The 14,219-nt window shown below is 64.7% G+C and carries 11 protein-coding genes; 1 reads left to right on the top strand and 10 read right to left on the bottom strand.

The features are described 5' to 3' along the window. Positions 1-14 precede the first annotated feature (14 nt). Positions 15-2,765, bottom strand: coding sequence for a preprotein translocase subunit SecA (secA, locus tag JFY56_RS20675; RefSeq protein WP_208316028.1), 2,751 nt, complete (start codon positions 2,763-2,765; stop codon positions 15-17). Positions 2,766-3,053: 288 nt separating this feature from the next. On the opposite strand from secA, the gene JFY56_RS20670 reads away from it, so the two are divergent. After that, positions 3,054-3,518 carry a DciA family protein gene (locus tag JFY56_RS20670; RefSeq protein ID WP_208316027.1) on the top strand — a complete coding sequence of 155 codons (465 nt, stop codon included), beginning with the start codon at positions 3,054-3,056 and terminating at the stop codon, positions 3,516-3,518. A gap of 297 nt (positions 3,519-3,815) precedes the next feature. Here JFY56_RS20670 and lpxC read toward each other — a convergent pair whose 3' ends face one another. The 9 genes from lpxC to murD form a co-directional block, all read right to left on the bottom strand. Further along, entirely contained in the window at positions 3,816-4,727 is a 912-nt protein-coding gene (lpxC, locus tag JFY56_RS20665) for a UDP-3-O-acyl-N-acetylglucosamine deacetylase (protein WP_208316026.1), read from the bottom strand. A 112-nt stretch (positions 4,728-4,839) separates the two neighbouring features. Next, a complete protein-coding gene (ftsZ, locus tag JFY56_RS20660; protein ID WP_208316025.1) occupies positions 4,840-6,024 on the bottom strand; it encodes a cell division protein FtsZ in 1,185 nt (394 codons plus the stop codon). Positions 6,025-6,078: 54 nt separating this feature from the next. Next, positions 6,079-7,323, bottom strand: coding sequence for a cell division protein FtsA (ftsA, locus tag JFY56_RS20655; RefSeq protein WP_208316024.1), 1,245 nt, complete (start codon positions 7,321-7,323; stop codon positions 6,079-6,081). A 21-nt stretch (positions 7,324-7,344) separates the two neighbouring features. Further along, positions 7,345-8,211, bottom strand: a complete 867-nt coding sequence (locus tag JFY56_RS20650; RefSeq protein WP_208316023.1) for a cell division protein FtsQ/DivIB — start codon at positions 8,209-8,211, stop codon at positions 7,345-7,347. A 4-nt stretch (positions 8,212-8,215) separates the two neighbouring features. After that, a complete protein-coding gene (locus JFY56_RS20645) occupies positions 8,216-9,163 on the bottom strand; it encodes a D-alanine--D-alanine ligase (RefSeq protein ID WP_208316021.1) in 948 nt (315 codons plus the stop codon). Beyond that, a complete protein-coding gene (gene murC / locus JFY56_RS20640; protein WP_208316020.1) occupies positions 9,163-10,617 on the bottom strand; it encodes a UDP-N-acetylmuramate--L-alanine ligase in 1,455 nt (484 codons plus the stop codon). The genes JFY56_RS20645 and murC overlap by 1 nt, the downstream gene beginning before the upstream one ends. After that, positions 10,610-11,683: an undecaprenyldiphospho-muramoylpentapeptide beta-N-acetylglucosaminyltransferase gene (gene murG / locus JFY56_RS20635; RefSeq protein ID WP_208316018.1), complete on the bottom strand. Its 1,074-nt coding sequence runs from the start codon at positions 11,681-11,683 to the stop codon at positions 10,610-10,612. Before murG ends, murC begins: the two co-directional genes overlap by 8 nt. Further along, a complete protein-coding gene (ftsW, locus tag JFY56_RS20630) occupies positions 11,673-12,872 on the bottom strand; it encodes a putative lipid II flippase FtsW (protein ID WP_208316016.1) in 1,200 nt (399 codons plus the stop codon). Before ftsW ends, murG begins: the two co-directional genes overlap by 11 nt. Beyond that, positions 12,872-14,218: a UDP-N-acetylmuramoyl-L-alanine--D-glutamate ligase gene (gene murD / locus JFY56_RS20625; protein ID WP_208316014.1), complete on the bottom strand. Its 1,347-nt coding sequence runs from the start codon at positions 14,216-14,218 to the stop codon at positions 12,872-12,874. Before murD ends, ftsW begins: the two co-directional genes overlap by 1 nt. Position 14,219 lies beyond the last annotated feature (1 nt).

The following is a 14,219-nucleotide window of genomic DNA, read 5'->3' as shown; positions in this document are numbered from 1 at the left end:
TCACGGTCGATGAATCAGTTCACCTGGCCGTGGCAATGCTTGTACTTCTTGCCGGAACCGCACGGGCACGGCTCGTTACGGCCAATCTTCGGCTCGTTGCGCACCGGCTCCAGCGGCACGACCGGTGCCGGGCCTTCCTGTTCTTCGTCGCCCTCGACCACCACGGCCTGCTCCATGGAAGGCGCGGCGGCATGCTGGAACTGCATGCGCTTGGCCATTTCCTCCGCCTCGCGGCGCAGGCGCGCTTCTTCCTCGGCCGGATCTTCGCGGCGAACCTGGACGAAGGACAGCACGCGGATGGTGTCGCGCTTGATGGAGTTGAGCAGGTCCTGGAACAGGTTGAAGGACTCGCGCTTGTATTCCTGCTTCGGGTTCTTCTGCGCGTAGCCACGCAGGTGAATACCGTGACGCAGGTGATCCATGGTCGACAGGTGCTCTTTCCACAGATCGTCGAGCACACGCAGCAGCATCTGCTTCTCGAAGGTGCGCAGCGCCTCGGCGCCGGCCAGTTCTTCCTTCTCGTTGTAGGCGGCGATCAGCTCGTTGAGGATCTTCTCGCGCAGGGTCTCTTCGTAGAGTTTCTCGTCTTCGTCGAGCCACTGCTGGATCGGCAGCTTCAGGCCGAAGTCGCTGTACAGCGCACCTTCCAGACCGACGATGTCCCACTGCTCCGGCAGCGATTGCGGCGGAATGTGTTCGCTGATGGTGTTGTGCAGCACTTCCTCGCGGAATTCGACGATGGTATCGCCGATGTCTTCGGCCGCCAGCAGGCTGTTGCGCATGTGGTAGATCACCTTGCGCTGCTCGTTGGCGACGTCGTCGAACTCGAGCAATTGCTTGCGGATGTCGAAGTTGCGGCCTTCGACCTTGCGCTGCGCCTTCTCGATGGCGTTGCTCACCATGCGATGCTCGATGGCCTCGCCTTGCTGCATGCCCAGGGCCTTCATGAAATTCTTCACCCGATCGGAGGCGAAGATGCGCATCAGGTGGTCTTCCAGCGACAGGTAGAAGCGGCTGGAGCCCGGGTCGCCCTGGCGACCGGCACGGCCGCGCAGCTGGTTGTCGATACGACGGGATTCGTGGCGCTCGGAAGCGATCACGTGCAGACCGCCAGCCTCGATCACCTGCTGGTGACGCTTCTGCCACTCGGCCTTGATCTGCGCTACCTGCTCGTCGGTGGGGTTTTCCAGGGCGGCGACTTCGGCCTCCCAGTTGCCGCCGAGGAGAATGTCGGTACCACGACCGGCCATGTTGGTGGCGAGGGTCACCGCGCCCGGACGACCGGCCTGGGCAATGATCTCGGCTTCCTTCTCGTGGTACTTGGCGTTCAGGACCTTGTGCTCGATACCGGCCTTTTCCAGCAGCTGCGATACGTACTCCGACGTCTCGATGGATGCGGTACCGACCAGAATCGGCCGGCCAAGGGCCTGGCACTGCTGGATGTCGCTGATGATCGCTGCGTACTTCTCGTCCTGGGTCAGGTAGACCAGGTCGTTGAAGTCCTTCCGCGCGACCTCACGATGGGTCGGGATCACCACCACGTCGAGGCCATAGGTCTGGCGGAACTCGAAGGCCTCGGTGTCAGCGGTACCGGTCATGCCGGACAGCTTGGCGTAAAGGCGGAAGTAGTTCTGGAAGGTGGTGGAAGCCAGGGTCTGGCTTTCCGCCTGGATCGGCAGGCGCTCCTTGGCCTCGATCGCCTGGTGCAGGCCCTCGGACAGGCGGCGGCCCGGCATGGTGCGGCCGGTGTGCTCGTCGATCAGCAGGACCTGGTCGCCCTGCACGATGTATTCGACGTTGCGATGGAACAGTGTATGCGCGCGCAGTGCCGCGTAGACGTGGGTCAGCAGGCTCAGGTTGTGCGCGGAGTAGAGGCTTTCGCCCTCGGCCAGCAGGCCGGTCTGGGTCAGCATTTCCTCGACGAACTGGTGGCCCTGCTCGTTCAGTTCGACCTGGCGGGTCTTCTCGTCGATGCTGTAGTGGCCCTGCTGGGTCACTTCGCCCTCGACTTCCTCGATGTGACGCTTCAGGCGCGGGATCAGCTGGTTGATCTTGATGTACAGCTCGGAGCTGTCTTCGGCCTGGCCGGAGATGATCAGCGGAGTACGCGCTTCGTCGATGAGGATGGAGTCCACTTCGTCGACCACGGCGAAGTTCAGCTCGCGCTGGAACTTCTCGTCCAGGCTGAACGCCATGTTGTCGCGCAGGTAGTCGAAGCCGTATTCGTTGTTGGTGCCGTAGGTGATGTCCGCCGCGTATGCCGCGCGCTTCTCTTCCGGCGGCTGGAATGGCGAGACGATGCCGACAGTCAGACCAAGGAATTCGTACAGCGGGCGCATCCAGTTCGCGTCACGACGGGCCAGGTAGTCGTTCACCGTGACCACATGCACGCCTTTGCCGGACAGTGCGTTCAGATAGACGGCCAGGGTCGCCACCAGGGTCTTGCCCTCACCGGTGCGCATCTCGGCGATCTTGCCTTCGTGCAGCGTCATACCACCGATCAGCTGCACATCGAAGTGGCGCATGCCCATGACCCGCTTGCCCGCCTCGCGAGCCACGGCGAATGCTTCCGGGAGGATCTGGTCGAGCGTCTCGCCCTTGGCCAGGCGCGCCTTGAACTCCTCGGTCTTGGCCTTCAACTGCTCATCGGAAAGCGCCACCATCTGTGGCTCGAGCGCATTGATGGCCTGGACCTGCTTGGCCATGCGCTTCACTTCACGCTCGTTCTTGCTTCCAAAGAGTTTCTTCAATAAAGGCGCAAACATATCGACTGGGTCATCCGAACTTGGGAAATGGAGGCTGCCCGACTGGCTGGCCGCGCCGCGGAACGGCTACAAGGGGGGCATTCTAACCGGAAACGGGAGCTATAGAAGTGCCCAGATCATCACGGACAGCGTTGCCAACGCAATCAAGTAGCAATGTGCTAGCAAAGCGCTTTTGATTCGCGGATTCAATCTATATATGGCTGATATCTCTGACTTCAAGCCTCCTCCGCAGGGACTGGCGCGCCGTCGATCTGCTACCATCGACCTTCATCATCCGGGGGTTTCACCATGGCTTTCCGCCCTTTGCCAGCCCAGGCAATGACCAAACTGCTGCGCGAGGCCCGCCCCCTGCAAGGCCTGTTCAATCAGGCCCAACGCCTGGCACAGCTGCAACAGTTGCTGGACAGCCAGTTGCAGCCGGCAGCCCGCCCGCATTGCCATGTCGCCTCCTGGCGCGAGGGCAGCCTGCTGCTGATCGTCACCGACGGCCACTGGGCGACTCGCCTGCGCTATCAGCAACGCCGCCTGCTGCGCCAGTTGCAGGCGTTCGACGAATTCGCTGGTCTAGAGCGCATCCTGTTCAAGGTGCAGCCACATCGCGAAAGCGCCGCGCCAGTGCGCACCGTCACCCTCTCGCCGGCAGCCGCCGCGACGCTGCACGAAGCGGCCGAAGGTATCGCCAATCCACTCCTGAAGGCCGCGCTGGAACGACTCGCCAGCCGCAGCGGCAAGACGTCCGAATCCAAAGAGTAAGAAAGACTCATCGCGGATCATTGGGGAAGGCAGAGGCTGGACCAGAACTCGCGTAGGTTGGTGCTGAACGCAGTGAAGCCCAACGATGGCGATGTTGGGCTTCGCGTTGCTCAGCGCCAACCTACGGTGGGCATCGCAATCCGCAGGAGCGGGCCATGCCCGCGATTCGCGCCCATGGGGCGCTCCTACAGACACTTCCTCAGCCGAAGCGCGCCAGCCGTATGGCGGGGAACGCCAGCGAAGAGCCAATAAAAAAGGCCACCCGAAGGTGGCCTCAAAATAGAAGGAGGAGGTTCCTTATACGGCCGCGGCAGGCCGCATATAGGAGATCGGCGCAGTCTTGGCGTCGTCGAACGTCACCACTTCCCAAGCGTCCTTGTCTGCGATGAGAGTACGCAGCAGGCGATTGTTCAGCGCATGACCCGACTTGTAGCCACGGAATTCGCCGATAAGGCTGTTACCCAACAGGTACAGGTCGCCAATGGCGTCCAGAATCTTGTGCTTGACGAATTCGTCCTCGTAACGAAGGCCGTCTTCGTTGAGTACGCGATACTCGTCGACCACGATGGCGTTCTCCACGCTGCCACCGAGCGCCAGGTTCTGCGAACGCAGGAACTCGATGTCACGCATGAACCCGAAGGTCCGTGCACGGCTGACTTCCTTGACGAAGGAAGTGCTGGAGAAATCCACGGTGGCCTTCTGGGTGCGACCACGGAAGACCGGGTGATCGAAATCGATCTCGAAGCCCACCTTGAAGCCGTCGAACGGAACGAAGGTGGCGCGCTTGTCGCCCTCTTCTACCGTCACTTCGCGCTTGATGCGGATGAACTTCTTGGCCGCTTCCTGCTCTTGCAGGCCGGCGGACTGGATCAGGAACACGAAAGGACCGGCGCTACCGTCCATGATCGGCACTTCCGGAGCCGACAGCTCGACATAGGCGTTGTCGATGCCCAGGCCTGCCATCGCCGAGAGCAGGTGCTCCACGGTATCCACTTTGACGTCGCCCTTGATCAGGGTGGTCGACATGGTGGTTTCACCGACGTTCGACGCTCGCGCTGGGATTTCCACCACGGGGTCCAGGTCGGTTCTGCAGAACACGATGCCGGTATCCACCGGAGCCGGTTTCAGGGTGAGGTAAACCTTCTCCCCCGAGTGCAAGCCGACACCGGTAGCCCGGATGATGTTCTTCAAGGTGCGTTGTCTGATCATGGCTTTGGCCGCTTTCGCGCTAGTTGCGAACTGTTTTCAACAATGGGCGGGGATAATAGCAGAACCGCCCTTTGCTGAACACCAATCACAACAATACTCCTGATAAGTTTCTTCAATCGGCCTGGCGACGCAGGAATGCCGGGATATCCAGGTAATCCAGGTCGTCGTGCGGATTGAGTTTGGCGGCGGTAGCGGCGCCGGCCTGGCTCTGGGTACGCATCACGGTCGGACGGTCCAGGTCGCGATAGTTCACCGACTGATGCTCGCGCTGGGCGGTGACCTGAGCGCTGGCCGACTGGCTCTGTGCGGTGTTATCCACAACCTTCACCGGCTTTTCCAGACGCGCGCCGAGACCGGTGGCGACCACGGTGACGTGCAGTTCATCGCGCATGTCCGGATCGATCACGGTGCCGACCTTGACGGTGGCGTGCTCGGAGGCGAACTGCTCGATGATGTTGCCGACGTCGGAGTACTCGCCCAGGGACAGGTCCGGACCAGCGGTGATGTTCACCAGGATGCCGCGGGCGCCCTGCAGGTTTACGTCTTCCAGCAGCGGGTTGCGGATCGCCGCCTCGGTGGCCTCGCGGGCGCGGTTCTGGCCGCTGGCGCAACCGGTGCCCATCATCGCCATGCCCATTTCGCTCATCACGGTCTTCACGTCGGCGAAGTCGACGTTGATCATGCCCGGGCGCTTGATGATGTCGGAGATGCCACGCACGGCACCAGCCAGTACGTCGTCGGCCTTGGCGAAGGCGGCGAGCAGGCTGGCATCCTTGCCGAGGATGGTCAGCAGCTTCTCGTTGGGGATGGTGATCAGCGAGTCGACGCTCTCGGCCAGCGAACGGATGCCTTCATCGGCGATCTGCATGCGCTTGCGGCCTTCGAACGGGAACGGACGGGTCACCACGGCGACGGTGAGGATGCCCATTTCCTTCGCCACTTCGGCGATGATCGGCGCGGCGCCGGTACCGGTGCCGCCGCCCATGCCGGTGGTGATGAACACCATGTCGGCGCCTTCCAGCACCTCGGCGATGCGGTCGCGATCTTCCAGCGCGGCCTGGCGGCCGACTTCCGGGTTGGCGCCGGCACCCAGGCCCTTGGTCACGCCCGGGCCGAGCTGCAGGACGGTACGCGCAGTGATGTTCTTCAGCGCCTGGGCGTCGGTGTTGGCGCAGATGAACTCCACGCCATCGACATTGTTCTTGGCCATGTGATTGACCGCGTTGCCGCCGCCACCACCCACACCAATCACTTTGATTACCGCTGTTTGCGGGACGTTATCGACTAGTTCAAACATTTCCCCTCTCCTTCCTTTTCTAGTTTTTGCCTACTGAGTTACCGCGGTGGTACATCAGAAATTCCCCTGGACCCAGCGCTTGAAGCGCTCGAGTACTGGAGCCTTGGGTTCGTCACTGAAGCTGCTGCCGGACATGGAAGTGCCGTCGGACTGCTTCTGCAGCCCGTACATGAGCAGGCCCACGCCCGTCGAATAAATGGGGTTGCGCACGACGTCGGTGAGCCCCTTCACGCCCTGCGGTACGCCGAGGCGCACCGGCATGTGGAAGATCTCCTCGGCCAGTTCGACGGCGCCTTCCATCTTGGCGGTGCCGCCGGTGAGGACGATCCCCGCCGGGATCAGGTCCTCGTAGCCGCTGCGACGCAGTTCGGCCTGGACCAGGGTGAACAGCTCGTCGTAGCGCGGCTCGACCACTTCGGCCAGCGCCTGGCGCGAGAGTTCCCGCGGCGGACGATCGCCGACGCTGGGCACCTTGATGGTTTCGCCGGCGCCGGCCAGCTTGGCCAGTGCGCAGGCGTAGCGAATCTTGATCTCCTCGGCGTACTGGGTCGGAGTACGCAGGGCCATGGCGATGTCGTTGGTGACCTGGTCGCCGGCAATCGGGATCACCGCGGTGTGGCGGATCGCGCCTTCGGTGAAGATGGCGATATCGGTGGTGCCGCCGCCGATATCCACCAGGCACACGCCCAGTTCCTTCTCGTCCTCGGTGATCACCGAATAGGCCGAGGCCAGTTGTTCGAGAATGATGTCGTCCACTTCGAGGCCGCAGCGGCGCACGCACTTCTCGATGTTCTGCGCAGCGTTGACCGCGCAGGTGACCACGTGGACCTTGGCCTCCAGGCGCACGCCGGACATGCCCAGCGGCTCGCGCACGCCTTCCTGGTTATCGATCACGTAGTCCTGCGCCAGCGTGTGCAGTACGCGCTGGTCAGCCGGGATGGCCACGGCCTGGGCGGCATCAAGGACACGATCGATGTCCGCCGAGCTCACTTCGCGGTCGCGAATCGCCACGATGCCGTGGGAGTTCAGGCTGCGGATGTGATTGCCGGCGATACCGACGAAGGCCGAGTGAATGCGGCAGCCGGCCATCTGCTGGGCCTCGTCGATCGCACGCTGGATCGACTGCACGGTGGATTCGATGTTCACCACCACGCCCTTCTTCAGGCCGCGGGACGGATGGGTGCCGATGCCGACGATTTCCAGCTTGCCGTCGGCCGCAACCTCGCCCACCAGCGCCACTACCTTGGACGTGCCGATGTCCAGGCCAACAACCATTTTGCCGCTCTGCACGCTTGCCATGTTCTTTGGACTCTCCTCAACTCACTGCACGGTGGCGGCCGCAGCCACCGTCGTCTGCGGCAGCGGATCGCGCCACGCCACGGCCAGGCCATTGGGGTAACGCATGTCGATCCGCGCAATTTTCGAAATCTGGTCTTTCAGGGCCTTTTCGTGGATGGTCACGAAACGGCGAATCTGTTCGACCGCATGGTCGCGTCCCAGCACGATCTGTACACCCTGGGCGGTGCTCAGGGTCCACGCCCCGCGCGAGCTCATCTCCAGGCTGGAAATGCTGAAGCCCAGCGGGCGCAGCATCTGGCTGAGAATCTGGTACTGCTGCATCACCTGCTGCTGCGCACGCTGCGGGCCGGAAAGCCGCGGCAGGTGCTCGTAGTTGGCCACCTCGCGCGGGGCGAAGGCCTGGCCCTGGTTGTTCAGCAGTGCCTCGTCGCCCCAGCGGGCAATCGGCAGTTGCTCCTCCAGGCGCACCACCACCTGATCCGGCCATACACGGCGCACCTCGGCGTGGGCGATCCACGGCATCTGCTCCAGCTCCTGGCGCATGCCGGCCAGGTCGACGGTGAAGAAGCTCGCCGAGACGAACGGACTGATACGCTGCTGCACGGCCTGCTGGCTGACGTAGCTAAGGTCGCCTTCCACGCTGACCTTGGAGATCGGCCGGTCGGCGTAGGGCAGCACGTACTGCGCGCCCTGATAGGCACCGAAACCCAGCGCCGCCAGCAGCAGCGGCCACAACAACAGTTTGATGAAGCCGAAACTCGGTTTCGGCATGCGCGCGCTCAGCGGTTCCTTGGCGACCAGACGGCTGGCACCACGCGGCACCTGCTTGCGGGCAGGTGCGGCACGGTCATAGCCGGGTTGCGGATAACGGAGCGTCGCGCCGTTCATGGTCTTATCTCCTTGCCTCGAGGCTGTCGGCGAGGATCGCCAGCACCAGTTGCTGGAAATCCAGGCCGGCCGCACGCGCGGCCATAGGCACCAGGCTGTGATCGGTCATGCCCGGTGCGGTGTTGACTTCGAGCAGCCAGAAACGCCCTTCGGCGTCCTGCATCACGTCGGTCCGTCCCCAGCCCTGGATGCCCAGGGCATCGCAGGCACGGGCGGTCAGGTCCTGCAGCTCGCGCTCTTTTTCAGGCGTCAGGCCGCAGGGGATCTGGTACTGGGTATCGCTGGCCAGGTACTTGGCGTTGTAGTCGTAGAAGGTGTGCGGCGTGCCCAGGCGGATCGCCGGCAGCACATGGCCGCGCAGCGTGGCGACGGTGAATTCGGGGCCGCTGATCCACTGCTCGACCAGCACCTGCGAGTCGTAGCGGGCGGCGTCCTTCCACGCGGCGAGAAGCGCTTCCAGGTTTTCCACCTTGGCCATGCCGATGCTGGAGCCTTCGTGCGCCGGCTTGACGATCAGCGGGAAGCCCAGGTTTTCTGCGGCATCACGGCAATCCGCCTCGCTGGTCAGCGCGGCGTAGTTCGGGGTCGGCAGGCCGAGGCTCAGCCACACGCGCTTGGTGCGCAGCTTGTCCATGGCCAGCGCGGAAGCCAGCACGCCGCTGCCGGTATAGGGAATGCCGGCGACTTCGAGCAGGCCCTGCATGGTGCCGTCTTCGCCACCGCGGCCGTGGAGAATGATGAAGGCGCGGTCGATCTTCTCGTCGAGCAGACGCTGCAGCAGGTCGTCACCCACATCGATGCCGAAGGCATCCACACCGGCCGCCTGCAGGGCCTGCAGGACCATGCCGCCGGACTTCAGCGACACCTCGCGCTCGGCGCTCTTGCCGCCGTAGAGCACGGCGACGCGGCCGAAATCGCGTGGATCGATGGTGGACTTGAGTGCATCGCTCATTACGCTTTCCTCTCGGTGCCAGTCTTGCCGGCGGCACCGAACATCGGGTTCTGGATCAGTTGCGGCGCGAGACCGCCGATATCGCCGGCGCCCTGGCAGAGCAGAATGTCGCCGGCGCGCAGCAGCGGCTTGAGCAACGTGGCGAGATCGCCATCGCGCTCGAGGTAGATCGGATCGAGCTGGCCGCGCTGGCGGATGCTGTGGCACAGCTGGCGGCTGTCGGCACCCGGGATCGGTTCCTCGCCGGCCGGATAGACCTCCATCAGCAGCAGCACGTTGGCCTCGCCGAGCACCTGCACGAAGTCCTCGTAGAGATCGCGGGTGCGGGTATAGCGGTGCGGCTGGTAGACCATCACCAGCCGGCGCTCCGGCCAGCCACCGCGCACGGCCTTGATCACCGCCGCGACTTCACGCGGGTGATGGCCGTAGTCGTCGACCAGCATCACGCTGCCGCCGTCGACCTGCAGTTCGCCATACACCTGGAAGCGCCGGCCGACGCCCTGGAAGCCGGACAGCCCCTGGACGATGGCTTCGTCGGAAATGCCTTCGTCGGTGGCGATGACGATGGTCGCCAGGGAGTTCAGGACGTTGTGCAGGCCCGGCATGTTGACCGAGACGTCCAGCGGCTCGCGCTCGGGGCGCAGCACGGTGAAGAAGGTGCGCATGCCTTCCTGGCGGACGTTGATCGCGCGCACGTCGGCGTCTTCGCCGAGGCCGTAGGTCACCACCGGACGCGCCACCTGCGGCAGGATTTCGCGCACTACCGGGTCATCCACGCACATCACCGCCAGCCCGTAGAACGGCAGGTTGTGCAGGAACTCGACGAAGGTCTTCTTCAGCTTGTTGAAGTCGCCGCCGTAGGTGCTCATGTGGTCGGCGTCGATGTTGGTGACCACCGAGACCATCGGCTGCAGGTGCAGGAAGCTGGCGTCGCTCTCGTCCGCCTCGGCCACCAGATAGCGGCTGGTGCCGAGCTGGGCATTGGTGCCGGCTGCATTCAGGCGGCCGCCGATGACGAAGGTCGGGTCGAGGCCGGCGGCGGCGAACACCGAGGCGATCAGGCTGGTGGTGGTGGTCTTGCCATGGGTGCCGGCGACGGCGATGCCGTGGCGGTAGCGCATCAGCTCGGCGAGCATTTCCGCGCGCGGCACGACCGGCACGCGGCGCTCCAGGGCGGCGGCGACTTCCGGGTTGGCCTTGTTCACCGCGCTGGAAACCACCAGCACGTCGGCACCGTCGGCGTTCTCGGCCTTGTGGCCGATGAAGATCTGGGCGCCGAATTTTTCCAGGCGCTCGGTCACTGCCGAGGCCTTGAGGTCGGAGCCGGAGACTTCGTAACCGAGGTTCAGCAGCACTTCGGCGATACCGCACATGCCGGCGCCGCCGATGCCGACAAAATGGATACGACGGATGCGCCGCATGGTCCGGGTCATGCCAGTCGGTTCTTTAACCACGGGCCACCTCCAGGCAGGCATCGACTACCGTGCGGGTAGCCTCGGGCTTGGCCAGTGCGCGGGCGCGGGCGGCCATGCGAGTCAGGGTTTCGGGTTGCATCAGGACCTCGGACAACTGCGCGGCCAGTTCGGCGGCGCCGGTGGATTTTTGCGGCAGCAGGCGCGCGGCGCCCTCGCGTACCAGAAATTCGGCATTGCGGGTCTGGTGGTCATCGATCGCGTGGGGCAAGGGCACCAGGAAGGACGGCAGGCCAGCGGCGGTCAGCTCGGCGACGGTCAGCGCACCGGCGCGGCAGATCACCAGGTCGGCCCAGGCATAGGCAGAGGCCATGTCGCTGATGAACGGAGCGACGTCGGCTTCGACAGCGGCTTCGCGATAACGCTCCGCAGTAATTTCCGCATGCTGACGACCGGCCTGATGGCGAATGGCCGGACGCTGCTCCGCCGGGATCAGCGCCAGCGCCGCCGGCAGCAGCTTGTTCAGCGGCTCGGCGCCAAGGCTGCCGCCCAGAACCAGCAGATTGACCTTGCGTCCCGCCAGCGGCGTACGGGCCTGCTCGCCGAGGAACAGTTCCGCGCGCACCGGATTGCCGGTGGTCAAGCGCTTGGCATTGGCCGGGAAGGTATCCGGGAAACCTTCGCAGACGCGCCGGGCCATGGGCGCCAGGCTGCGGTTGGCGGTGCCGGCCACGGCGTTCTGCTCATGGATCACCAGCGGCACACCGCTCAGGCGCGCTGCCAGGCCACCCGGGCCGGTGACGAATCCGCCCAGACCGAGCACGCAAACCGGCTTCAGTTGACGCATCACACCGACTGCCTGGAGCAGCGACTTGATCAGATCGAACGGGGCGCGCAGCAGCGACTTCAGGCCCTTGCCACGCAACCCGCTGACGTTGATCAGGTGCAGCGGCAGCCCGGCCTTCGGCACCAGATCGTTCTCGATTCCGCGCGGGGTGCCCAGCCAGTGCACGCTGTAGCCGCGCTCCTGGAATTCGCGGGCACAGGCCAGCGCCGGGAACACGTGTCCGCCAGTGCCGCCGGCCATGATCAGGACGTTACCTTTCATCGGCAAAGTCCTCCTCGCTGAACTCATATTCCTCGTTGCCCGGCGCGGTGCGCCGTTCCCACTCGATACGCAGGAGCACGCCCAGGCAGGCGCAGCAGATCACCAGCGAGCTGCCGCCGTAGCTGAGGAACGGCAGGGTCAGGCCCTTGGTCGGCAGCAAGCCGACATTCACCCCGACGTTGATCAGGAACTGGCCGATCCACAGGAATGCCAGGCCGTAGGCCACATAGGCGGAGAAGAACTGCTTGGACTGCTCGGCCCAGATGCCGATGTACAGGGCGCGCAGGCTGACGAAGACGAACAGGCCGACGGTCGCCAGTGCGCCAACGATGCCCAGTTCTTCCGCCAGCACGGCGAAGACGAAGTCGGTATGCGCTTCCGGCAGGTAGAACTGCTTCTGGATGCTGTTGCCCAGCCCCATGCCGAACCAGCCGCCACGGCCGAAGGCGATCAGCGCCTGGCTCAGCTGGTAACCGGCGCCGAACTGGTCGGCCCAGGGATCGGTGAAGTTGGTCAGGCGCGCCATCCGGTACGGCTGCGCCTGGATCAGCAGGACCACCGCACCTACCGCCAGCGCCACCATCAGGCCGAAGCGGAACAGGCCGACACCGCCGAGGAACAGCATGGCGGCGGCGGCGCCCATCATCACCACGGTGGCGCCGAAGTCCGGCTCGCGCAGCAGCAAGCCGGCCATAGGCAACAGCACGACGAACGGCTTGAAGAAGCCCAGCCAGCTTTCGCGGACTTCGTGCTGGCGGCGCACCAGGTAGCCGGCCATGAAGATCACCACGAAGACCTTGGCGATCTCCGACGGCTGCACGTTGAACAGGCCGAAACCGATCCAGCGCATCGAACCGTTCACCTCGCGGCCGATGCCCGGGGTGATCACCAGCACCAGCAGCGCGAAGGCCACGATCAGCAGCTTCCAGCCCAGGCGCTGCCAGGTTTCCATCGGAATTAGCATGGTCATGCCACAGGTGACGAGGCCGATCGCCAGATAGATCAGGTGACGCACGGAGAAGTACAGCGGATTGCCCGACTGCGCCGCCGCCACCTCGGAGGACGCCGAGGTCACCATCACCAGGCCGAGGCCAAGCAGCGCCAGGCAACCCGCGAGCAGCGGGAAGTCGAGGTCGATGCCATTGCGGCTGATCAGCGGGGACGGATAAGGGCGCAGGAAGGAGAGCATCAGTTCAACTCCCCCACGGCCCTGGCGAACAGGCGGCCGCGCTCTTCGAAGTTCTTGAACATGTCCAGGCTGGCGCAGGCCGGCGACAGCAGAACCGCGTCGCCCGGCTGGGCCAGTTCGGCGGCGCTCTGCACCGCTTCTTCCAGGGTTTTCACCCGAACCTGCTGGACGGCGTCGCCAAGGGCCGCACCGACCAGTTCGGCATCGCGGCCGAGCAGCACCACGGCGCGGCAGTACTTCGCCACCGGCGCACGCAGGTCGCCGAAGTCGGCGCCCTTGCCATCGCCGCCGGCGAGCAGCACCAGCTTCCCGGCGATATCCGCGCCCAGGCCGTCGATGGCAGCCAGCGCCGCACCGACGTTGGTGGCCTTGGAGTCATCGTAGAAATTCACGCCATTGCGCTCGCCGACCCACTGGCAGCGGTGCGGCAGCCCGGCGAAGGTGCGCAGGGTCGCCAGCATCGGCTCGAACGGCAGGCCCACGGCATGGCCGAGCGCCAGCGCAGCCAGAGCGTTGGACTGGTTGTGCGCACCGCGAATCTTCAGTTCGGCGACCGGCATCAGCCTGTCGAACTGGAAGGCCAGCCACTTCTCGCCGCCCTCTTCGATCAGGCCGAACGCCTTGAAATCGGGTTTGTTGGTGCCGAAGGTCCAGCACGGCACGGTGTCGGCGATCAGCGGCCGGCTCAGCGGGTCGGCACGATTCACCACCACCTGCCGCGCGCCACGGAAGATGCGGTGCTTGGCCAGGTGGTAGTCGGCCATGCCGTCGTAGCGATCCATGTGGTCTTCGCTGACGTTCAGGCAGGTAGCGACTTCGGCGTTCAGCCGCTCGCAGGTCTCCAGCTGGAAGCTGGACAGTTCCAGCACATACAGCTCGATGTCGTCGGCCAGCAGGTCGAGCGCCGGAGTGCCGAGGTTGCCACCCACCGCCACGCGCTTGCCGGCCGCCACGGCCATCTCACCGACCAGGGTGGTGACGGTGCTCTTGGCGTTGGAACCGGTGATGGCGACGATCGGCGCCTTGGCATGGCGGGCGAACAGGTCGACATCGCCGGACATCTTCACGCCCCGCGCGGCTGCAGCAGCCAGCGCCGGCGTACGCAGCGACAGGCCGGGGCTGACGTACAGCTCGCGGGCACGGCAGAGGAACTCCACATCCAGCTCGCCGCAGCGCACTTCTACCTGCGGGTATTGGGTGCGCAGGGTAGCCAGCTCTGGCGGGTTCTCCCGCGTATCGGCGACGGCGAACGGCACGCCCAGGCGCGCCAGGAAGCGCACCAGCGACATGCCGCTCTTGCCGAGGCCGACAACGATGCGGAAGTGGTCAGAGGCGATCAGGCTCATG

This window comes from Pseudomonas schmalbachii (assembly GCF_017589465.1).
In the GTDB taxonomy this organism is placed as follows: domain Bacteria; phylum Pseudomonadota; class Gammaproteobacteria; order Pseudomonadales; family Pseudomonadaceae; genus Pseudomonas; species Pseudomonas schmalbachii.
The sequence above is the reverse complement of the archived record's forward strand: the minus strand, read 5'-3'. Positions and strand labels throughout refer to the sequence as shown.